22 protein-coding genes and 1 pseudogene are annotated in these 20,873 nt (G+C 38.4%); 8 read left to right on the forward strand and 15 right to left on the reverse strand.

Annotation, left to right across the window (positions count from 1 at the left end; translation table 11 throughout):
- Positions 1-93 precede the first annotated feature (93 nt).
- Together Q5794_RS23205 and Q5794_RS23210 are read left to right on the forward strand one after the other, a co-directional pair.
- Positions 94-885: a DUF1189 domain-containing protein gene (locus tag Q5794_RS23205; protein ID WP_214984286.1), complete on the forward strand. Its 792-nt coding sequence runs from the start codon at positions 94-96 to the stop codon at positions 883-885.
- A gap of 113 nt (positions 886-998) precedes the next feature.
- Positions 999-1,133 (forward strand): hypothetical protein, encoded by a 135-nt coding sequence (locus Q5794_RS23210; RefSeq protein WP_374988470.1) that lies wholly within the window; start codon positions 999-1,001, stop codon positions 1,131-1,133.
- 76 nt (positions 1,134-1,209) lie between these two features.
- Here the strand turns inward: Q5794_RS23210 and Q5794_RS23215 are convergent, their stop codons facing one another.
- Positions 1,210-2,421, reverse strand: coding sequence for an MFS transporter (locus tag Q5794_RS23215; RefSeq protein WP_374988471.1), 1,212 nt, complete (start codon positions 2,419-2,421; stop codon positions 1,210-1,212).
- Positions 2,422-2,497: 76 nt separating this feature from the next.
- On the opposite strand from Q5794_RS23215, the gene Q5794_RS23220 reads away from it, so the two are divergent.
- Both Q5794_RS23220 and ispG read left to right on the forward strand, forming a co-directional pair.
- Entirely contained in the window at positions 2,498-2,830 is a 333-nt protein-coding gene (locus tag Q5794_RS23220; RefSeq protein WP_214984284.1) for a hypothetical protein, read from the forward strand.
- A 151-nt stretch (positions 2,831-2,981) separates the two neighbouring features.
- The gene (ispG, locus tag Q5794_RS23225; protein WP_374989247.1) at positions 2,982-4,085 is read left to right on the forward strand and encodes a flavodoxin-dependent (E)-4-hydroxy-3-methylbut-2-enyl-diphosphate synthase; all 1,104 of its coding nucleotides are present in this window, start codon (positions 2,982-2,984) and stop codon (positions 4,083-4,085) included.
- 38 nt (positions 4,086-4,123) lie between these two features.
- On the opposite strand, the gene Q5794_RS23230 is transcribed toward ispG, so the two are convergent.
- Positions 4,124-4,489, reverse strand: coding sequence for a hypothetical protein (locus Q5794_RS23230; protein ID WP_013059205.1), 366 nt, complete (start codon positions 4,487-4,489; stop codon positions 4,124-4,126).
- Positions 4,490-4,748: 259 nt separating this feature from the next.
- On the opposite strand from Q5794_RS23230, the gene Q5794_RS23235 reads away from it, so the two are divergent.
- Positions 4,749-5,324: a hypothetical protein gene (locus tag Q5794_RS23235; RefSeq protein ID WP_075419623.1), complete on the forward strand. Its 576-nt coding sequence runs from the start codon at positions 4,749-4,751 to the stop codon at positions 5,322-5,324.
- A 30-nt stretch (positions 5,325-5,354) separates the two neighbouring features.
- Here Q5794_RS23235 and Q5794_RS23240 read toward each other — a convergent pair whose 3' ends face one another.
- Genes Q5794_RS23240 through Q5794_RS23250 form a run of 3 tightly spaced genes read right to left on the reverse strand, consistent with a single transcriptional unit; the run spans position 5,355 to position 7,383 of the window.
- On the reverse strand, positions 5,355-5,768 hold the full coding sequence (locus tag Q5794_RS23240; protein WP_013059207.1) for a Fur family transcriptional regulator: 414 nt from the start codon (positions 5,766-5,768) through the stop codon (positions 5,355-5,357).
- Positions 5,765-6,607 carry a metal ABC transporter permease gene (locus Q5794_RS23245; protein WP_214984283.1) on the reverse strand — a complete coding sequence of 281 codons (843 nt, stop codon included), beginning with the start codon at positions 6,605-6,607 and terminating at the stop codon, positions 5,765-5,767. The genes Q5794_RS23240 and Q5794_RS23245 overlap by 4 nt, the downstream gene beginning before the upstream one ends.
- Positions 6,604-7,383: a metal ABC transporter ATP-binding protein gene (locus Q5794_RS23250; protein ID WP_013059209.1), complete on the reverse strand. Its 780-nt coding sequence runs from the start codon at positions 7,381-7,383 to the stop codon at positions 6,604-6,606. The genes Q5794_RS23245 and Q5794_RS23250 overlap by 4 nt, the downstream gene beginning before the upstream one ends.
- A gap of 273 nt (positions 7,384-7,656) precedes the next feature.
- On the opposite strand from Q5794_RS23250, the gene Q5794_RS23255 reads away from it, so the two are divergent.
- Positions 7,657-7,908, forward strand: coding sequence for a DUF2624 domain-containing protein (locus Q5794_RS23255; protein ID WP_013059210.1), 252 nt, complete (start codon positions 7,657-7,659; stop codon positions 7,906-7,908).
- Between the two features lie 49 nt (positions 7,909-7,957).
- Here Q5794_RS23255 and Q5794_RS23260 read toward each other — a convergent pair whose 3' ends face one another.
- Together Q5794_RS23260 and Q5794_RS23265 are read right to left on the reverse strand one after the other, a co-directional pair.
- Positions 7,958-8,845: a deoxyribonuclease IV gene (locus tag Q5794_RS23260; protein ID WP_374988472.1), complete on the reverse strand. Its 888-nt coding sequence runs from the start codon at positions 8,843-8,845 to the stop codon at positions 7,958-7,960.
- 28 nt (positions 8,846-8,873) lie between these two features.
- Positions 8,874-10,193 (reverse strand): DEAD/DEAH box helicase, encoded by a 1,320-nt coding sequence (locus Q5794_RS23265; RefSeq protein ID WP_013059212.1) that lies wholly within the window; start codon positions 10,191-10,193, stop codon positions 8,874-8,876.
- A 176-nt stretch (positions 10,194-10,369) separates the two neighbouring features.
- Here Q5794_RS23265 and Q5794_RS23270 point away from each other — a divergent pair, with 176 nt between their 5' ends.
- The gene (locus Q5794_RS23270; RefSeq protein WP_374988473.1) at positions 10,370-11,083 is read left to right on the forward strand and encodes a YqfQ family protein; all 714 of its coding nucleotides are present in this window, start codon (positions 10,370-10,372) and stop codon (positions 11,081-11,083) included.
- 127 nt (positions 11,084-11,210) lie between these two features.
- Positions 11,211-12,161, forward strand: coding sequence for a 4-hydroxy-3-methylbut-2-enyl diphosphate reductase (locus tag Q5794_RS23275; protein WP_013059214.1), 951 nt, complete (start codon positions 11,211-11,213; stop codon positions 12,159-12,161).
- 47 nt (positions 12,162-12,208) lie between these two features.
- Here Q5794_RS23275 and Q5794_RS23280 read toward each other — a convergent pair whose 3' ends face one another.
- The 8 genes and pseudogenes from Q5794_RS23280 to Q5794_RS23315 all read right to left on the reverse strand — a co-directional run bounded on the left by Q5794_RS23280 (position 12,209) and on the right by Q5794_RS23315 (position 20,848).
- The gene (locus tag Q5794_RS23280; RefSeq protein ID WP_374988474.1) at positions 12,209-13,330 is read right to left on the reverse strand and encodes a Nif3-like dinuclear metal center hexameric protein; all 1,122 of its coding nucleotides are present in this window, start codon (positions 13,328-13,330) and stop codon (positions 12,209-12,211) included.
- Entirely contained in the window at positions 13,327-14,031 is a 705-nt protein-coding gene (locus tag Q5794_RS23285; RefSeq protein WP_374988475.1) for a tRNA (adenine(22)-N(1))-methyltransferase TrmK, read from the reverse strand. The genes Q5794_RS23280 and Q5794_RS23285 overlap by 4 nt, the downstream gene beginning before the upstream one ends.
- Positions 14,032-14,200: 169 nt before the next feature.
- Positions 14,201-14,560, reverse strand: coding sequence for a cytochrome c550 (gene cccA, locus Q5794_RS23290; RefSeq protein WP_013059217.1), 360 nt, complete (start codon positions 14,558-14,560; stop codon positions 14,201-14,203).
- 131 nt (positions 14,561-14,691) lie between these two features.
- Positions 14,692-15,831: an acyl-CoA dehydrogenase family protein gene (locus tag Q5794_RS23295; protein ID WP_374988476.1), complete on the reverse strand. Its 1,140-nt coding sequence runs from the start codon at positions 15,829-15,831 to the stop codon at positions 14,692-14,694.
- Positions 15,832-16,214: 383 nt separating this feature from the next.
- Positions 16,215-17,348: an RNA polymerase sigma factor RpoD gene (gene rpoD / locus Q5794_RS23300; RefSeq protein WP_013059219.1), complete on the reverse strand. Its 1,134-nt coding sequence runs from the start codon at positions 17,346-17,348 to the stop codon at positions 16,215-16,217.
- Between the two features lie 65 nt (positions 17,349-17,413).
- Positions 17,414-19,221 (reverse strand): annotated as a pseudogene (gene dnaG / locus Q5794_RS23305) (DNA primase).
- A gap of 41 nt (positions 19,222-19,262) precedes the next feature.
- Positions 19,263-19,733 (reverse strand): YaiI/YqxD family protein, encoded by a 471-nt coding sequence (locus Q5794_RS23310; RefSeq protein WP_026106699.1) that lies wholly within the window; start codon positions 19,731-19,733, stop codon positions 19,263-19,265.
- 311 nt (positions 19,734-20,044) lie between these two features.
- Positions 20,045-20,848 (reverse strand): pyruvate, water dikinase regulatory protein, encoded by an 804-nt coding sequence (locus tag Q5794_RS23315; protein WP_014458195.1) that lies wholly within the window; start codon positions 20,846-20,848, stop codon positions 20,045-20,047.
- Positions 20,849-20,873 lie beyond the last annotated feature (25 nt).

Below are 20,873 nucleotides of genomic sequence, written 5' to 3' on the forward strand. Positions count from 1 at the left end.
AATTGGTAACGGTTTCTAAAATCTATTGTAAACCTTAAATTTTCGCTATAAAATAAGGTATAATCAGAATCTTCAATAAGAGGAGGCTTTACAATGAGCATGCTGAAAAAGATGGCATGGAGTTTTACTTCCTTCAAAAAAATAAGATCGCTTCGCTTTGAGCATACGAATAAAACAATTGGCTTTGTGCTGTTTTTAACATTTATTTCTTTGCTGCCTACATTTTTCTTTATGACTTTGACGATTGTAAACGGCTATCATATCGCTACTACAGATCTTCCGAAATCTGTTTCTTCTTTTTCTATTTCAAACTCACAGCTTACGTCAAGTCAACCTTTCACAAAAAAAGTAAACGGTACCGCTTTTATCTTAAACCCCTCACAGTCTATTGAACGGTTTCATTCCCCTGCTCATGCAATTGGTTTTTTAAAGGATGGAATTTACATTACGACTAATTCACAAACACAAACGTATTCATATGAGCTGCTAAACTGGCACCATAAAGATAAAAATGAACTGTTAAACTTGCTGCACGAACAAAAATTTTCTTTATACATACTTGTCCCTATCGCTATGCTTTTACTGTACGTATTAACATCTGGACTAAACTTCCTTTCTATTACCTGCCTTGCTTATCTTGGAAAACTGATTGGACTCATTACTAAAAAGCAGCTTCCTTTCAAGCAGCTATGGGCACTGAGCGCTTATAGTACGGTAGCCTTCACGCTGCTTTATACGCTTTTTGAAGCTTTTTCTTTGTCTCTAGCAACACATAGCTCTCTTTACTGGATAGGAACATTCTTCATTTACTTGTTGCTCGTCACAAGGGTCCCTATAAGAAAAAAGGTAAAACCTAATAAAGATGCTAGGACAAACGTATTTTAGTTGAAGGAAAATCCAAACGAGGAATCTAGATTCTTGATAGAGAATCCAACTCGTTCGGATTTTTTTATTGATATGGTGAACGCAGGTTTCATGTATGTGGCTGCTTCTAGCTGGTGATTGGAGGGGAAGACGAAGACTCCTGCGGGGAAAACGGAACAGGTGAGACCCTGCAGGAGCGTATGCGACGAGGAGGATTACCGCCCGCCCGCGGAAAGCGACGTCTGGCACGGAAATCAACAGCGGTTTAACAAGAGATCCATACTAAATCATTTATTCCATTTGCTCGTCTTTAGATTGGAGTGATTTAGTTAAGTCTCAGCCTCTTTATTTCGGTACAACTTTTCTTCTTCCCATTGCAGAAGAAAGAATTTTCAACTGATACAAAACCCACAAACCTCCTGCTGTGAGCAGAATAAAGCTATAAACAAACATCAGCCTTTCAGCATGCATCCACACTTCAAAAACAACAGGTCCCAACGCTACGCCTAAAAATCTCACCGTTCCATAAATGGATACAATAAACCCTCTTTCTTCGTCTGAAGCCGCTGAAGTAATCATCATATTAATACACGGAAGAACAAATCCTAAGCCGCCAAAGGCGACTGTCAAACAAAACATCAGCACAGGAAGCGTATAAATAATCGTTAATACTCCAAACATCAGGAATAAAAGAGTTATCCCTACTATCATTAATTTTTTCATGAGCTCTACATCTGTTTTGATGCGTTGACCGGTCCAATAAGAAACGAGCGTCATCGCACCAAGAGGAAATAAAAAAGCGGTTCCTTTAAAAAAACCGTCTATATGATACGTTTCCTCTATTAAAAAAGATAAATAATATAAAATGCCAAATAATAAAAACAACCCCAATCCCCCGACAAAGAATAAAGGAAAAAGCGATTTTCTTTTATCATAGACAATCCCAATGGCTCTCTTTAAATATTTTTGAACAGATACTGAATCCGAACCTGTTTTTCCTTCTCTCACATACATCACTATACCTACTAAAGCAGCACCTGCAGCTAAAGGATAGACAAAAAACGCGGCATACCATACGACGAGTGCTGCCGATGCTCCAATTATCGGCGCAACCACTTTTCCAACTCCGTTATACACTTCTAAAATCCCGAGGACTTTTGCTCTTTTTTCCCCTGTAAATACATCTCCAGTTAATGCCATTGCCAACGTTGTAGTACCTGCAGCTCCAACCCCTTGAAGGACTCTGCCTGCCATCAACACAACAAAGCTTCCAGAAGAGAATGAAGCACTACTAGCAGCGATGACACTACCTATTATCATCATGACGAGTGAATATATGATTAACTTTTTACGCCCATACCGGTCTGATAAAATCCCTACAGCAGGGATACACAATGCGGCTGGAATCGAAAATGCACTCAGTATCAAACTGGTTTGAACTCCGCTTAAATGAAGTGACTTTTGAATGCTTGGCAGCAGAGGAATGAGCATGGAATTTCCCAGCACCATGATTAAAGGCAATAAGCCTAATGAAACAATCATTAATTTTTCTTTCAATTTTCGTTCTCCAATCATATTTAAGTAAGACAAGCATAGGCTTTACACATAAGCAAAAGAATGAAGGAGGAGCATAATGAAAAAGCTATGTGCATTAGCCGCTTTCGCTTTTATCGGATATATTTGTCACTACGACATTAAATACGGGACCATTCCCACTGCTACTGAAGCAGTTCAAGTCAGCAAAGCGCAGCCTGCAAAAACAAAAGCCGCCAGCTCTTCTTCCACCTATACAAAAATAAAAATTAAGCCAGGCGATACAGTTTTGTCCGTCATTGAGGAGCTTACAAAAAAATCGATACCGGTTTCTATGAACCAAATGATTACAGACTTCAAAAAGTTAAATAACGGTACAGCGCCTGAGGATATTCAAATTGGAAAAACGTATAAGTTCCCTATTTACAAGTAATGACAGCATTCTTCTTGTCAAGATGGGATAGTCATTGTTAAAATAGCTAAGGTAGTACTTTCTACTAGTTATTTTGTTCATAAAGAGTTATTCTATTAATGAATTCAAATTCTTGATTTCATTTTGAAGGAGAGATTATCACGTGAGTGAAATTATACATCGTACAAAAACACGCCCGGTTAAAGTTGGAGATTTAACAATCGGAGGCAGCAACGAGTTAGTTATTCAAAGTATGACAACCACTAAGACACATGATGTTGAAGCAACGGTTGCAGAAATTAAACGTTTAGAAGAAGCAGGATGCCAAGTTGTTCGTGTTGCTTGTCCAGACGAGCGCGCAGCAGATGCAATCCCTGAAATTAAAAAACGCATTAACATTCCATTAGTTGTGGATATTCATTTTGACTACCGCTTAGCATTAAAAGCAATTGAAGGCGGAGCGGATAAAATCCGTATCAACCCTGGTAATATCGGTCGCCGTGAAAGAGTGGAAGCTGTTGTAAATGCTGCAAAAGCTAAAAATATTCCAATTCGTATTGGAGTTAACGCCGGTTCACTTGAAAAACGTATTTTAGATAAATACGGCTATCCGACAGCAGATGGCATGGTAGAAAGTGCACTTCATCACATTAAAATTTTAGAAGACCTTGATTTCCATGACATCATCGTTTCAATGAAAGCATCGGATGTTAACTTGGCAATTGAAGCTTATGAAAAAGCTGCTCAAGCATTTGACTACCCTCTTCACTTAGGAATTACAGAATCGGGTACATTATTTGCAGGAACTGTAAAAAGTGCAGCAGGTCTTGGCGCTATTTTATCTAAAGGAATCGGAAATACATTACGTATTTCTTTAAGTGCGGATCCTGTAGAAGAAGTAAAAGTTGCGCGCGAATTGCTAAAATCATTCGGTTTAGCTTCCAATGCTGCAACTCTTATTTCTTGCCCAACTTGCGGACGTATTGAAATTGATTTAATTAGCATTGCTAATGAAGTTGAAGAGTACATTTCAACTGTAAAAGCACCGATTAAAGTAGCGGTACTTGGCTGCGCTGTAAACGGTCCTGGTGAAGCTCGTGAAGCTGATATCGGGATTGCAGGAGCACGCGGTGAAGGTCTACTATTCCGCAAAGGCGAAATCGTACGCAAAGTTCCTGAAGAAACAATGGTTGAGGAACTAAAAAAAGAAATTGATAAAATTGCTGCTGAATATCACGCAAAGCAAGAAGCTGAAAAAGCTGCCGCTAAATCATAACCAAAAAAAAAGCGAGGCGCATATGCGCCTCGCTTTTTTTATGAAAAGAACGGTAATATAAACGTACCGACAATAATCGATACAACTCCGATCCCTATTGCCCATGCTCCTAGCGTAAGTGCTCCTTTTCTGCGTGCGATAAACCCTAGAATAATCCCAGCGGCACCAAGAATAATTGGTAAAAAGAATAGTGAAAGAATCGAAAGTACGAGTGCGAAACGACCGTATCCCGTTCCTTCTCCTCGTCCAGCGACTTCATGATTGCGATTTCGATCAATATCTATAACTTCACGCTCTGCATGAGGCTCTCCTACTCGGTAAGGAACGCCCACTTCAGCTGCAGTTTCTTCCATGAAATCAGCTTCATATACATCTTTTCTACGCCTTTGTTCTTCATTCTCCATGCTTAATCCCTCGCTTTCGTAAATAAGGAGCATTTATAGTATCTGAATGCGAGGAAAAATTATAAGTGTCAATCTTATACAGCCGCTCACTCTCTTACAAGAAATAGGTACAGACGCAATCACCAGGCCATGCAGTGATCATTACGTTTTGCCAAAGGCGTATAAAAAGTATTACTGTTTCTCTTTGGGCTTTATGTTACACTAGACAAGAATAATCAAGCATCTAAGTAGAATAAACGTATTAAAGGAGTGCACGTAGTTGACGAAAAAGTTTGGAATTGACATTGATGGAACTGTTACTTCTCCTGAAACTTTTGTTCCTCATTTAAATAAAGCCTTTAACTTAAATTTAACACTTGAAGACATTACAGAATATGATTTCAGTCCTTTTGTAAATGTATCACCTGCTGAACTCGGGAAATGGTTTAAAGCAAATGAACGCTCTATTTATGAAACCTCTCCACTTGCAGACGATGCAAAAGCGGTTTTGCAAAAATGGCATCAAAAGCACGAATTATTCTTTATTAGTGCAAGGCACGATAAGCTATTGGACGTCACGGAAGAATGGTTTCAAAAAAATGAACTATCGTTTCATCACATTGAGTTAGTCGGCTCTCATTTTAAAGTTGAGACAGCAAAACGATATGATGTTGATATCTTTTTTGAAGACAAACATGATAATGCTTGTGAAATCAGTGAAGAATGCAATATCCCCGTTATCCTATTTGATACTCCTTATAATCGCTTACCTGTTCCAAAAGGAGTAGTTCGCGTATACAATTGGCTAGAAGCAGATCAGTGGGTAGCCGGCTGGTTAAAAGAACAGCAAAAATAAAAAAGAGAGGTGCATAACGCCCTCTCTTTTTTATTGATTACATTCTATACATTGACCGTAAATTTCAAATTTATGGCCTGTAATATTGTACCCTCGCAAATCCTCGTCTACATACTCCATCGGACAAGCTTCAATTTCTTTTGTTTTTCCACAATCTAAACAAATGAAGTGGTGGTGATGATGGGCGGTTGCACATTTAAACCGAAAGTGCTTTTCGCTCGAAAGCTCCGTCATTTCAAGGACGCCTAACTCCACAAACAATGATAAATTACGGTAGATTGTATCAAAACTCAGACCAGGATAATCAGGCTTCATGTACTCTAATACATCTTTTGCCGTTAAGTACTTATTTGATTTTGAAAACAGGGCAAGCATTTCTTCACGTTTTCCTGTATGTTTATATCCTTGATCTTTTAATAAATGAATGGCTTCAGTTAAATTCATTTTTGTTTCCCCTTCCGTCCTTTATTAATCATAATAGATATGATTAAAATAACAACAGCAATGACAACAATTGTACCGCCTGGTGCTAAATCCAAGTAGTACGCTGAAAATAATCCGCCTAAAACAGATATTTCACCAAAAATCACCGAAAGCAGAATCGTTTGTTTAAAGCCTCTAGCTAAGCGAATGCTTGCTGCTACAGGAAGAGTCATAAGAGATGACACTAATAAGATACCGACGATACGCATCGATACAGCAATGACAAGAGCAACCATCACAATAAATAAAAAGTGCATCCACTTCGATTTAATCCCAGAAGCAGAAGCGTGCTCCTCGTCAAAAGATAAAATAAACAATTCTTTATATAAGAAAAAGACCATAGCTATAACAAATACGGCTATGACAACAACTGTCCAAAGATCCGAACGACTCACCGCACTTACGCTTCCAAACAAATAGTTCATTAAATCATTATTAAAACCGTCCGCTAGCGAGATACAAATTGCACTAATACCAATTCCGCCCGATAAAATAATCGGAATGGCCAGCTCTTGGTAATGCTTGTAGACGCTTCGAAGTTTTTCAATAAAAAGAGCGCCTGTAACAGAAGATACCATCCCTAAATAGACGGGGTTCACTCCTTGCATAAACCCTATTTTCTGACTAAGAAGCAAGCTCGCAGAAATCCCCGCCAGCGTCACGTGACTTAACGCATCTGCAATTAAAGAAAGACGTCTTACTACGATGAACGTGCCCAATAAAGGAGCTAAGACGCCAATAATCATACCGGTTAAAAATGCATTTCGTAAAAACTCAAATTGAAATAAACTGCTTATCATACGTGCTGCCCTCCATGATGATGATCATGGGTTAACACATGAACATTATGACCATAAAACATAGATACGTCATGTTCACAAAGCTGTTCGAATTCTTTGGCATTCCCATGAAAGTGTAGAAATTTATTTAAACAAGCAACGTGGGTTACTTTTTCTGAGACAGTGCCAATATCGTGAGTAACAAGCACAAGCGTAATTCCTTTTTCTTTGTTTAACTTTTCAAGAAGCTCATAAAAAGTGTACACATTTTGTGCATCCACTCCGACTGTTGGCTCATCTAAAATTAACAGCTCGGGTTCACTTACAAGCGCGCGCGCAATAAAAATTCGCTGCTGCTGGCCACCGGATAGTTCTCCTATGTTTCGATTTAAAAATTCGCTCATCCCCACTGCTTCTACCGCTTCTTTCACTTTTTGTTTATGAGAAGCATTCATAAAGCGAAACAAACCTAATTTTGAAGTAAGACCCGTGGAAACCACTTCAAAAACGGTAGCAGGAAAGCCGCTGTTGAAACTATTCGCTTTTTGCGATACATATCCAATTTTACTTCGTTCTTTAAACCTTCTCTGATCTTTTCCAAATAAACGAATTGCACCTTGAGATGGTTTTTGCAAACCAAGCAAACATTTGATTAGCGTTGATTTCCCAGAGCCATTTGGACCAACGAGACCCAAAAAAGCTCCCTTTGGAATTGAAAAACTTATATCTTCTAATACATTCACTCCATCATATTGAAATGATAAATGATCAATTTCAATGATATCAGGTGTATTCATATGCGCCTCACCATTCTTTTTTTATATTTCTCCATACAAAAGAGGGCACGGTTTCTATCGTATACTCCGTTACCCATTTACTTTCTCAGAATCATTACGATTTAGTCATTAATGTAGTATACAGGATTGTCTTTTATTTGTAAACTAAGCCGTTTCACTCCTTCGCTTTCTTGCCTCCGTAAGTTCATCCGACTCAAAATGTTGTTTTATTACACAATATAGTCACATCTTTCTTTTTTATTCATAAACTGTATATGACGAGGAGGTAATCATATGAAAATTGTACAGCAGATTGTCAATAAGAAAGTAAATAACATTACCCCGAAAGAGCTTTTAAAGTATAGCAAACAATACAACATCCCCATTACAGATCAGCAGGCACACACCCTTGTATCCGTCATTAGACAGCAGCCCGTAAATATTTATAACCTTGAAGAGCGCCGAAATTTAATCAAACAAATTGCTCAAGTAACAGATCGTGAAACTGCCAGACGAGTGAACGAATTATTTCAGCAGTTGATGTAAAAGAAGAGGTCATGTCTATAGACATGACCTCTTTCAATCACATATGAAATTACATAAGCTTTTGTTTTAGCTCTGAATCAAAGCTTTGTGCACGAATCATATCAATTTCCAACTGATATGGCGCTTTTTTATTTTTCTTATCTTCTCCTATATAAGGAGTTTCTAGAATTTTAGGAACTTCTTTAAACGCTGGGTGATGAACAATATAATTCAGTGCATCAAATCCGATTTCACCAAATCCAATGTTTTCATGGCGGTCTTTTCGAGCACCGCGTACATTTTTACTATCATTGATGTGAAGCACTTTAATCCGCTGTATTCCTACGGTTTTGTCAAATTCATTTAATACACCGTCAAAGTCTTGAACGATATCATAACCAGCGTCATGAACGTGACATGTGTCAAAACAAACAGAGAGCTTTTCATTGTGCGTCACGCCATCAATAATTTGGGCAATTTCTTCAAAGCTTCTTCCACACTCTGTTCCTTTTCCAGCCATTGTCTCAAGCGCAATTTGAACTTCTTGATCAGCTGCCAACACTTCGTTTAGACCTTTGATAATTTGCTGAATACCGGCATCTGCTCCAGCGCCCACGTGAGCCCCTGGATGAAGAACAATTTGCTTTGCACCAAGAGCATGAGTGCGCTGAATTTCAGACGTTAAGAAATCTACTCCAAGCTCAAATGTTTCGGGCTTTGTTGTATTTCCTAAATTAATGATATAGGGAGCATGTACAACAATATCTTTCATTCCATGCTCTTTCATATGCAAAAGACCAGCTTCAATATTAAGCTCTTCAATCTTTTTGCGACGAGTATTTTGTGGAGCGCCTGTATAGATCATAAACGTATTTGCTCCGTAAGAAGCTGCCTCTTCACTTGCTCCTAAAAGCATCTTTTTGCCGCTCATTGATACGTGAGAACCAATTTTCAACATTACTTTTTACACCTCTAACCTATTGCGATTAACGATTGTTGCGTCTTTCACTACGCTTTTTCTTTTGCACATACTTTGTAATTTCACGAGCACGTTTTTTCTTGTAGCCAGGCTTTACTTTCTTCGGCTTTTGAATAAAGCGATGTGCCTCTTCTCCCACTTCATCCGCTTTCTTCACACGCTTTTTACGGCGGTTACGGTCATCGATGGAAACCCATTCTTGCTTTTGAAGATCTTTGTTTACAAACTCGATTCCCATTTTCTCCAGCTTATTTACTGCATCTTCATCTTCCACATCGAAGATTGTAGCAGCAATTCCAGAATGACCGGCACGAGCTGTACGTCCTACGCGGTGAATGTAGAAATCTAGATCTGAAGGAAGCTCAAAGTTAATGACGTGTGAAATTCCTTCAATATCAATACCGCGAGCTGCTAAATCTGTCGCTACTACGTATTGAAATTCTAAATTATTAATTTGCTTCATCATTTTCTTACGGTCACGAGGAGATAAGTCTCCGTGAATTCTTCCTACCTTTAAGCCTTTAGACAGCAGGTCATCTGCTACTTCGTCCGCCATTTTCTTTGTATTTGTAAAGACGATAGCTAAATAAGGATTATACGAAATAAGCATATCATGCAGCAGCTTAAACTTGTTACGGTGACGCAGTGGAACTAATACATGCTCTAATTTAGCTGCTGCTGCTTGCTTCGGCGAAACATGCGTAAATTTTGGATTTTCCATGTATTTTTTTAAGAATGGCTTTAATTTTTCAGGAATAGTTGCTGAAAAAACAAGCATCTGTAATTTTTCAGGCATATTGCTTGCCAAACGGTCCACATCTTCTAAAAATCCCATATCAAGCATTAAATCAGCTTCGTCTACTACTAACGCCTTTGTTGTATACACAACTAACGCTTTTTCATTTACTAAATCAAACAAACGAGCCGGTGTTCCTACAACAACTTGAGGCTGCTTCTTTAATTTGTCGATTGTACGCTGCTTATCTGTACCGCCGATAAAACATTTTGCTGAAATTTCTTCTCCTTCAGCACTGTGTTTTGTTAGCTTTAATACTTCTTGATAAATTTGAGAAGCAAGCTCACGAGTTGGAGCGGTAATCACAACTTGTACTTCTTCTTTTTTAGGGTCTACCTTTTCAAGTAAAGGCAATAAATAAGCGTGTGTTTTGCCCGTCCCTGTTTGCGACTGACCAATTACACTTTCCCCTTTTAAAACGGAAGGAATTAAGCGCTCCTGAATCTCTGTAGGCTGATAAAAACCTAATTGTTTAATTGCTTCTATTAAAAATGGTTGAAACTCAAAACGTTCAAAGTTTGTTTTTTCCATAATAGTCTCCTTTTTTACATTCACGTTCATCTTTTAAGGCACAATATATGATTATAATCGATTTTTCCTTCTGTGACTACTTCTCATTCATATTACTAAAACTTATTACCTGTTTCAAAAACATTTTATCGCGAGTTGCATACGATAGTAAAAGAAAATCTACTTTACTAAAGGAGGTGCGTCCTTTGCTACAGCGAAGACCACCATTTCCACCCGGTATGCAAAGAAGAATGATGCCTGGAATGCCACCACAAAACGGCTTTGGGCAACAACCTGGTAACTTTGGCCAATTTAATCCATTACAGCAGTTTCGTAACTTTGCCCAGCAAACAAATGCTCAACAATCATTTTACCCGAATCAGCAAGGCCTGAACCGTAGAGGAGGTAACTTCTTAACTCGCCTATTCCGAAGAGGCGGAAATAGAAACATACCATTTCAACAAGCGGCTGCAGCTGCTCCTCGAGGTTCTTTGTTTTCTGGACTTTCAGGAGCCCAAGGTGCTGCAGGAGCGACTAACTCTTCTTCCCTACTTGGAGGTTTGCAAGGATTAACGAACCCTGCTAACTTGAGCTCCATGATGGGGAATGTTCAGCGAGTACTAAAAGCAGCGGAAACGATGGGACCTATGATTCAACAATACGGACCTCTTGTCAAAAATGCTCCTTCTCTGTGGAAAATCTATCAGGCCTTGCGCTCAAGTGATGACACAGATGAAGTACTCGAAGCAGAAGGAACAGAGGTTTCTGAAACTGATGAAAGTAAAGACAGTAAGGTTTTATCAGCAGGCGCAGAAAGCACGGATTCATCCGATGATGAGCTGGATTTCTTTGAAGAAGAAATTGAACATTCATCCAGAGATCGGGTGTCTAAACCAAAACTTTATATTTGATAAATCTGCTGATTCCTTAAGGAAATACAGTGAGTAAAAAAGAATATCTTTGTATTCTTCCTTCCTCTTTTATATAATAGAAGCGAGTTGAATTGCTCGTCAGGATTATGATGAGGAGGAAATTGAAATGAAAGTTATTAAAATTGCACCGCGCGGCTATTGTTATGGTGTAGTAGACGCAATGGTCATTGCACGAAACGCCGCTTTAGATAAATCATTGCCTCGACCAATCTATATCTTAGGAATGATTGTTCATAATAAACACGTTACAGATGCGTTTGAAGAGGACGGCATTATCACACTGGACGGTGCTAATCGCCTGGAAATCTTAGACCAAATAAATGAAGGAACCGTTATTTTTACTGCGCACGGAGTATCTCCAGAAGTAAAAGAACGAGCAAAAGAAAAAGGCTTAACAACAATCGATGCTACATGTCCGGATGTTACAAAAACCCATGACCTTATTCGCCAAAAAGAAAAAGAAGGTTATGACGTTATTTATATCGGAAAACGAAATCATCCTGAGCCAGAAGGTGCACTTGGTATCGCGCCAGATATCGTTCATTTAATTGAAAAAGCAGAAGACGTAGCCCATTTAAATATTCAACGTGAAAAAATCATTGTAACAAATCAGACAACAATGAGTCAGTGGGACGTTGCAGAAGTAATGGAAAAGGTAAAAGAAAAATATCCGCACGCTGAAGTTCACAAGGAAATTTGTTTAGCTACACAAGTTCGCCAAGAAGCTGTAGCCGAGCAAGCAGGTGAAGCAGATGTTACAATTGTAGTAGGAGATCCTAAAAGTAACAATTCAAACCGTTTAGCTCAAGTATCAATGGAGATTGCCGGCACTGAGGCATATCGTATCGGTGACATCTCAGAGCTTCAGATCGAATGGTTGATGAACGCGAAAACCGTAGCTGTTACGGCAGGCGCATCTACCCCTACTCCAATCACAAAAGAGGTCATCAATTTTCTAGATCAGTTCGATCCGGAAGATGAAACAACATGGACACGTGAAAAAAGCGTGCCTCTTTCAAAGATTTTACCAAAAGTTCGAACAAAAAAATCGTCTTAATAGACGCAAAAGAAGGTGTTGACATTCGTCAACACCTTCTTTCTTTGTTACATAAACGTAAATGGGTTTGTGTCTACTTTTGAATCAAATACTTCACACTCAAAGTTTTTCGCACCAAAAAAACTGGTTAATACACGCGTTACACCTTGTCTCATGACTTTTTCAACATGATGACCAGGATCTACAACGTTTAATCCCATTGCCATTGCATCATGCGCAACGTGGAAATACAAATCACCTGTTACATAGGCATCTGCTCCGCTAAATTTTGCGTTTGTAATATATTTGTTTCCATCTCCGCCAAGAACAGCTACTTTTTTCACTGTGGCATCCATAGACCCTACTACTCTAACACCATCCACATCCAATGCTTGTTTAACATGAGCGGCAAACTGTTTTAACGTCATCTCTTCTTTTAACTTACCAATTCGTCCAAGTCCAAGCGTCTCGCCCGTTTGTTCCACTGGATAAATGTCATAGGCTACTTCTTCGTAAGGATGAGAACTGAGCATGGCACGAATAATTTTATTTTGTTGACCCGCTTCAAAAATAGTTTCAACTTTTGTTTCATTTACACGTTCTAACTCTCCTTTTGAGCCAATGTATGGATTGGCTTCTGAAGAAGGTTTAAATGTGCCTTCCCCTTCAGTTGAAAACGTACAGTCGCTGTAAAGACCCACATGTCCAGCTCCCGCATCACAAATAGCTGTGCGCACTGCTTCAGCATGATTTGAAGGAACAAATACAGCAAGCTTTTTCAGCTGAATAGACGTTGTTGGAACCAGCACTTTTGTCTCTTGTAGCCCCAATGCTTCGGCCAACAAGTCATTTACTCCGCCTTTAGCTATATCTAAATTTGTATGAGCAGCATATACAGCAATATCATGTTTGATGCATTTCTCTAAAATACGCCCTTCAGGACGATCTGTAACCACTTGTTTTAGAGGTCTAAAAATAGGAGGATGATGAGCAATAATCAAATCCACTTGTTTTTCAATCGCTTCGTCTACGACCGTTTCAAGAACATCTAACGTTACCATTACTTTTTTTACAGGCTTGTTTAATGTTCCAATCTGTAAACCAATTTTATCTCCTTCAACCGCTAAATGCTTGGGAGAAAATGATTCAAATGCTTCAATTACTTGAAATCCGTTAGGGATTTTACTCATTTTAACGCCTCCTCAATTAATGAGATGTCTTGGGTAAGTTTTTGAAGTTTTGCTTTGCTTTCCTCGGACTGAGCCTGCTCCATTTGGCTGACAATTTGTTTAAGATGATTTAGTTCATGCGTCCACTTTGTCATAAAAGCAGAAGAGCGCTTTTCTTTTAAAATAGGGCCCATTAACATACCGGCTTCCACTTCACCGTTATAAGGAGCTAAGGCGTTTCCAGGTTCAGCGACGATGACTTCATACATACGACCGTCTTCTTCGATGATTTTTTCATCAATGATTTCCCAGTTGTGTTCAATCAGCCAGCTGCGAATATGATGTGAACCAATATTCGGCTGAAGTACAAGTCTTTTTACTCCTTCTAGTTTCGCCTTTCCTTCTTCTAAAATCATCGTAATAAGCGTTCCGCCCATTCCGCAGATTGTAATACAGTCTACTTCATTCGGTGATATTACTTCTAGGCCGTTTCCTTTTCTAACGTCAATAACGTCCGTTAAGCTTGTTTTTTTCACCTGCTGAATAGCAGATTGAAGAGGACCTTCTGTAATTTCTCCTGCTACGGCACCGCTAATATATCCATTTAAATAAGCAAAACACGGCAAGTATGCATGATCTGAGCCAATGTCTGCTATCTTTGCTCCCAAAGGAATCGACTTTACTACTTCTTCAAGTCTTATTGATAAGTTTAATTCATTCATTTTGTCACCTATTCTCTATGTGATTACTGTTCATTATTTTAACATAGATAGCTGCATGATTCCTATTTCTCTTCATGTTTTCCTTTTAGCCGAATGCTTATAAAAAAACCATAAAAAAAAAGCCTGCTTTATAAATGAGCGGCTTTCCAGAAAATCATGTTTCTGAACTCTATTTAATTTCTGATACCCATTTAGCCATTTCCTTCGCTTTTTCCGGAGGAACCAGCCCAGGCGGCATGTTTCCTTTACCGTTTACAACAATATCTGCAATTTCGTCTTGAGAAACTTTTTTCCCAATTCCTTTTAACGAAGGACCTACTCCACCTTGATACTGATCACCGTGACAACCAATACAAGTTTTTTGATAAATTTCTTCTGGTTTAGCTGAAGCCTGCTGTTCCGCGCCACCGCCTTCTTTTTCAGCCGCGATTTCTTTTGCATTGTTTAATCCGTTGAACGAAAGCGTTAACATTAAAGCAATCCCAATTACCGCAATTAATAAAAATGGTATTAGCGGATTTCGCTTCACTCACTATACCCCCTTTATGTATTCCCATCCCTAGAAATAACAAAATAGTATAAGCACTTTTATTTTACTTGAAAATGCTCATAAGTGAAAGGGTTTTATTTACATAATTAACTAATTTCTTATTACTTATCTTAACAGCCAATTCGCCTTGCAATAACCGAGCGCTGAATTTCTGAAGTTCCTTCTCCAATTTCTAAAAGCTTGGCATCTCGTAAATACCGCTCCACGTGATACTCCTTCATGTAGCCGTATCCTCCATGAATCTGAACAGCTTGACTGGCTACTTCCATACAAATTTCAGAAGCATACAGTTTACACATAGCAGCTTCTTTCGTAAATGGCTTTCCTTGGTCTTTTAACCACGCTGCTTTATACACCATATTTCTTGCTAACTCAATTTTCATGGCCATATCAGCTAATTTAAACTGAATCGCTTGAAACGATGAAATAGCTTTCCCAAATTGCTTTCTTTCCTGCGCATATGACAGTGCTTTTTCATAAGCCGCTTGAGCAATTCCAACGGCCATTGCTCCAATTCCAATTCTTCCCCCGTCAAGCGTCATTAGAAATTGTTTAAAGCCTTCTCCTCTTACACCGAGTAAATTCTCTTCAGGCACTTCAACATCCTCTAAAACGAGTTCAGTTGTATTTGAAGCATGTAGACCCATTTTCTCGTAATTGTCTATTACAGTAAAACCTCGAGCTTCTGCAGGCACGATAATAGCTGAAATTTCTTTTTTACCTTCTGTACGATTTGTAACAGCCGTTAAAGCTAAAAACTTTGCATAGCTGGCATTCGTAATATAGCATTTACTTCCATTAATCCTAAATGTTCCATCCTTTAACACTGCTTCGGTCTCCGTTCCCCCCGCGTCACTTCCTGCGTTCGGTTCGGTTAAACCAAACGCTCCAAAAGATTCCCCAGAGCATAAAGCAGGTAGGTACTGTTCTTTTTGCTCCTTTGTTCCGAATAAATAAATAGGTGCCCCCCCGAGCGAAACATGAGCTGAGTATGTAATTCCTGTAGAGCCACAAGCTTTACTTAATTCCTCTACGACAATAGCAAAACTAACCGTATCTGCTCCTCCGCCTCCATACTCTTCAGGAAAAGGAAGACCCATTACACCAAGCTCACCTAACTTTTTAAAGACGTCAAGCGGAAATTGCTTACTTCGATCGCGCTCTAGTGCATTCGGTGCTACTTCCGCCTCTGAAAACTCTCTGAGCGTTCGTTGAATCATCTTTTGTTCATTGGTTAATTCAAAATTCATTTTTATTCCCCCTAAAAAAATGTATACGCTTACATTATTTAATTATAATTCATTTTTGTAAATTTTCTCAACTTTTAAAACGTTTTAATTTTTTCGTGTTATAATATAAGAGTACTAATCAAAGCATGAATAAAATGATAGCGATTCCATTTTTCGGATGTCTAAAAGGAATTTGAACAGCTTACGCTCTTGTAACAAAAGAATATAAAGGAGCATTTGCAAAACGAAGGACAATTCAGTAAAATATATGAAAGAAGAAAAGTTGGTAAAAAAATCAATATACTTCTTCAAAATGCGTTTTTATGAAATTTATTCCATAAAAAATAGATAGCCCCTTTCCTTTAGGAAAGAAGCTATCTCATAAGCGTTATTTACGCTTTTATCTATTCCAAGAAATCTTTTAAGCGTTTGCTTCGGCTAGGGTGACGAAGCTTACGAAGCGCTTTAGCTTCAATTTGACGAATACGCTCACGCGTTACGCCAAATACTTTTCCTACTTCTTCAAGCGTACGCGTACGTCCATCATCCAGACCAAAGCGGAGTCTAAGAACATTTTCTTCGCGATCTGTTAACGTATCAAGGACGTCTTCTAACTGCTCTTTTAATAATTCATATGCAGCATGTTCAGAAGGTGATGTTGCATCCTGGTCTTCAATGAAGTCACCTAAATGAGAATCATCTTCCTCACCAATTGGTGTTTCAAGGGAAACCGGCTCTTGAGCAATTTTTAAGATTTCACGAACTTTTTCTGGTGTTAAGTCCATATCTTCTGCAATTTCTTCAGGAGATGGTTCGCGACCTAAATCTTGTAGAAGCTGACGTTGAACACGAATTAGCTTGTTAATCGTTTCAACCATATGAACGGGAATACGAATCGTTCTTGCTTGGTCAGCAATTGCACGAGTAATAGCTTGACGAATCCACCATGTCGCATACGTACTGAATTTATAACCTTTGCGATAATCAAATTTTTCTACCGCTTTAATAAGACCCATGTTTCCTTCTTGAATTAAATCAAGAAACAGCATACCGCGCCCGACATAGCGTTTAGCGATACTTACAACAAGACGTAAGTTTGCTTCAGCAAGACGACGTTTCGCTTCTTCATCGCCTTCTTCAATACGTTTTGCTAAATTGATTTCTTCCTCTGCTGACAATAAGTCAACGCGTCCGATTTCTTTTAAGTACATACGAACTGGATCGTTAATTTTTACACCAGGAGGTACACTTAAATCATTTAAATCAAACTCTTCTTCTTTTGACAGTTCTTGAATATCGGGATCGGCATCGTCATCATTTGCTTCAGATTCACTCATTACTTCAACACCTTGTTCTCCAAGGTATTCATAATATTCATCCATTTGATCGGATTCAATTTCGAAGTTCGCCATACGCTCTGCAATTTCTTCGTATGTGAGCACACCACGTTTTTTTCCGATTTCGGTCAATTGATCTTTTACTTGTTCAATTGTTAAATCTGAATCAAGTTGTTTTGATTGAGCTGATTTTTCAGCCATCAGATCCCCTCCTTCCAAAATTTTAAGGAAAACCTTCTAAAAGTGGGACTAATACGCAATATCGTTTATTTTAAAGTTTTTTTTAACTGTAAAATTTCCATTGCTATTGTCGCAGCTTTTAAATAATCTTTTTGACGCTCTGCTTCTTGCTTTTCTGCTTCTTTTTTTCTATCGCTACCCTTTGTGGGTAAATCAATATCGTTTGGATATAATCATTCAAAGCTTGCTCCGACAATTCATCATTGATTGACATCATCGCCAATTCTGAAGCTAGACTAGACAACGAAGACTCAGGCAACCGTTCGATAAATCCGCTCGGATTAGGCTCGTGTCCTTCCTCGTAATAAGCATACAAATATAGAACAAGCGCACGATGTTCCTCAACATTGAACTGACCTTGAAGTCGGTCTTGAATTCTAAATGCTACATCTTTATCTTTCAACATATGAGCGATCAAAAAACGTTCTGCATTTTGATAAGCCGGTAATAAGCTTCTCTTTACGACTGGTTGTCTATTTATATTATTTCGATTTGGAGAATCATTATCCTTTTTCTTTTTTTCAGTTCGATACACTTGATACTGCTGTTCTTTAAGCGCATCTAATGAAATGGAAAACTCTTGTGCCAATTGGCGTAAATAATGATCTCGCTCTACAGCTTTCGTAAGGAGGCTTATTTCTTTCAAAACGTCTTCAATGTATTGCATACGTTCAGATTCATTTTGTAGATTTCGTTTTCGGCGGAGATACCTCATTTGAAATGCCATAAAGGTCAAGCTGCTATTAATAACATCATTTTGAAACTTCTCTGCCCCGTATTCTTTAATATAATCATCCGGGTCATAACCATCCGGCATCACAGCAATCTTAACGGTACAACCCACGTTTGTTAAGATAGCAGTTGCTTTGTGCGCTGCTTCAATTCCGGCAGAATCTGCATCATAGCAAATGATAACGGACTCTACATTTCGGCGAATAATCTTGGCTTGTTCTTCTGTTAAGGCAGTTCCCATTGTTGCAATTGCGTTCGGGCACCCCGCTTTAACAGCCGAAATAACATCTGCAAATCCTTCAAATAAAATAACCTGCTGATTTTTGCGTATATGTTTTTTAGCGCGGTGAAAGTTGTAGAGTGTGCGACTTTTGTTAAAAATAGAAGTTTCGGGACTGTTTAAATATTTAGGCTGCCCTTTTATCTCTTTTAGCAGGCGCCCTGAAAATGCAATTGTTTTGCCTTGCAAGTCAGCAATAGGAAACATAATTCGATCACGAAAACGATCAAAGTACGTTTCATCTTGGTTGCGTTTAATGATTAAACCTGCATGTTCCATCTCTTGCGGATTAAACCCACGTTTTGTTAAGAACTTACTTACAAATTCCCACGAATCTAAAGCAAAACCTATCTCAAATTCATCGATAATTTCTCGTGAAAACCCTCGATTTATTAAATAATCATAAGCATCTTGGCCTTCTTTTGTATTTACCAATAAATGATGGTAAAATTTCTTTAAAAGCTCGTGTGCTTCAATCATTTTATTGCTAGGCTTTTGATTATCTTCTTCATGAGGATGTATCTCATGTTCGAAAGGAATATCTCCTTTTTCAGCAAGCTGCTGAGCTGCTTCCGTGAAGGACAGTCCTTCTAATTCCATTATGAATGAAAATGAATTCCCTCCTGCACCGCATCCAAAGCAATGATAAATTTGTTTATCAGGCGATACTGAAAAAGACGGTGTGCTTTCCCCATGAAACGGACAGAGTCCAAAATAATTGCGCCCTTGTTTTTTTAGTTGTACATAATCGCTTATGACGTCGACAATATCTACTGAATGCCGAATACGGTCGATTACTTCATCAGGAATTCGATTTGCCATAGTAACAGCTCCGTATTTCATATAATATTCTTCACTAAGTGCTAAATTCCTGCAAGTTTCGACAACATTTTTTCAAAAGCTTGAATGAAATGCTGGCGATCTTCTTCACTAAATGCCTTTGGGCCTTTAGTATGACGGCCTGACCGTCGTTCTTTTGCAGAAACATAACGAAAGAAAAGCACCGTATTCATTTCGTCGTCATTATAGTACTTTCCACGAGGAGACAGTGCGTAAACCCCTCGACTTACTAACATGCTTGCTAAGCCAGTATCTTGAGTTACGACAATATCCTGCTTGACTGCGTGATTTAAAATATATAAATCTGCGGCTTCCTTTTCTGCATCCACATAGACCCATTTTCCTGGTGTAGGATTTGTTTGCATGTGAGCATAGGAAGCAACAAACACAAGATCGATGTCATATGTATGTGTAAGTTCAACGATTTCTGCTTTAACAGGGCATGCATCAGCATCGACAAAAACTTTACTTTTTCTTTTGCTATAACTCTGTATTCTACATCCCTCCAGAGATTCCTTCTAACAATTTGTTATTTCCTGTAGATGGCATTTGTCGAATACTTTTTTCGATTTTGACTTGACTTTTATATAAATAGTTTATTCGTTCTTAACAAAGTCTAAACCTAAAACTATTCTTTTTTATCACAATTTTTTATTATAATATAAACAACCTATATTTTCTATACCAAAGTCACTTGTTTTTAAAAGTTCTGTCATATTCATCTTTGGTATATTTTCTTAGGCTTACAGCATACAAACATAAGAAAGCAATCTCCTTTCTGTCACGCACAGAGGAGATCCATCGTTTATTTCTTTTTGATGGTATTAAGAATGATACCAGCTGTTTCTTCTACGGCTCTGTTGGATACGTCAACCACTTCACAGCCAATCTTATCTACAATCCCTTGGAAAAATTCAAGTTCTTCTTTAATACGGCCAATATTAGCATAAATTGCTTTATCGTTTAGCCCAAGAGACTTTAAACGCTCTTTACGAATATCATTTAATTTTTCAGGACTAATAGTAAGTCCTATACACTTCTCAGGTGATACGTGAAACAGCTCTTCTGGTGGATCTACCTCAGGTACAATTGGAACATTGGCTACTTTCAAACGCTTGTGTGCTAAAAATTGAGAAAGAGGTGTTTTAGATGTTCTTGATACACCGATTAATACGATATCCGCTCTAAGAATGCCTCTCGGATCACGCCCATCATCATATTTCACTGCAAATTCAATCGCTTCTACTTTCTTAAAATAATCTTCGTCTAATTTTCTAGCCATTCCAGGCTCATAGCGAGGAGAAAGTTGATAAGAAGATTGAATTTTATCAATTAATGGTCCAATAATATCAAATACCTCTACCCCGTTCTTGGACGCTTCTTGAATTAAAAATTCTCTCATTTCGGGCTTTACTAGCGTAAAGCCAATAATAGCGTTGTTCAACTTCGCTACTGAAACCACTTCTGAAAGTGTTGCGATGTCCTCTACGTAAGGTACTCTTTTAATTACAAAGTCCGTCATATTGAACTGACTTGATGCAGCCTTTACAACTAGTTCAGCTGTCTCACCTACAGAATCCGAAATGACATAAAGACATGGGTTGTTCATATTTTGTGCATCCCCTTTTTAATCC

This window comes from Priestia megaterium, from assembly GCF_041941685.1.
In the GTDB taxonomy this organism is placed as follows: domain Bacteria; phylum Bacillota; class Bacilli; order Bacillales; family Bacillaceae_H; genus Priestia; species Priestia megaterium_C.

Coding starts and splice junctions, on each gene's coding strand:
- Q5794_RS23220 (WP_214984284.1), top strand. CDS start 2,498: ATGAAAAAGCTATGTGCATTAGCCGCTTTCGCTTTTATCGGATATATT.
- Q5794_RS23280 (WP_374988474.1), bottom strand. CDS start 13,330: ATGAGTAAAATCCCTAACGGATTTCAAGTAATTGAAGCATTTGAATCA.
- Q5794_RS23315 (WP_014458195.1), bottom strand. CDS start 20,848: ATGAACAACCCATGTCTTTATGTCATTTCGGATTCTGTAGGTGAGACA.
- Q5794_RS23260 (WP_374988472.1), bottom strand. CDS start 8,845: ATGTTGAAAATTGGTTCTCACGTATCAATGAGCGGCAAAAAGATGCTT.
- Q5794_RS23230 (WP_013059205.1), bottom strand. CDS start 4,489: ATGGAGAATGAAGAACAAAGGCGTAGAAAAGATGTATATGAAGCTGAT.
- Q5794_RS23285 (WP_374988475.1), bottom strand. CDS start 14,031: ATGAATGAATTAAACTTATCAATAAGACTTGAAGAAGTAGTAAAGTCG.
- Q5794_RS23240 (WP_013059207.1), bottom strand. CDS start 5,768: ATGAATTTAACTGAAGCCATTCATTTATTAAAAGATCAAGGATATAAA.
- Q5794_RS23205 (WP_214984286.1), top strand. CDS start 94: ATGAGCATGCTGAAAAAGATGGCATGGAGTTTTACTTCCTTCAAAAAA.
- Q5794_RS23295 (WP_374988476.1), bottom strand. CDS start 15,831: ATGAATTTTGAATTAACCAATGAACAAAAGATGATTCAACGAACGCTC.
- Q5794_RS23245 (WP_214984283.1), bottom strand. CDS start 6,607: ATGATAAGCAGTTTATTTCAATTTGAGTTTTTACGAAATGCATTTTTA.
- Q5794_RS23250 (WP_013059209.1), bottom strand. CDS start 7,383: ATGAATACACCTGATATCATTGAAATTGATCATTTATCATTTCAATAT.
- rpoD (WP_013059219.1), bottom strand. CDS start 17,348: ATGGCTGAAAAATCAGCTCAATCAAAACAACTTGATTCAGATTTAACA.
- Q5794_RS23275 (WP_013059214.1), top strand. CDS start 11,211: ATGAAAGTTATTAAAATTGCACCGCGCGGCTATTGTTATGGTGTAGTA.
- Q5794_RS23255 (WP_013059210.1), top strand. CDS start 7,657: ATGAAAATTGTACAGCAGATTGTCAATAAGAAAGTAAATAACATTACC.
- Q5794_RS23265 (WP_013059212.1), bottom strand. CDS start 10,193: ATGGAAAAAACAAACTTTGAACGTTTTGAGTTTCAACCATTTTTAATA.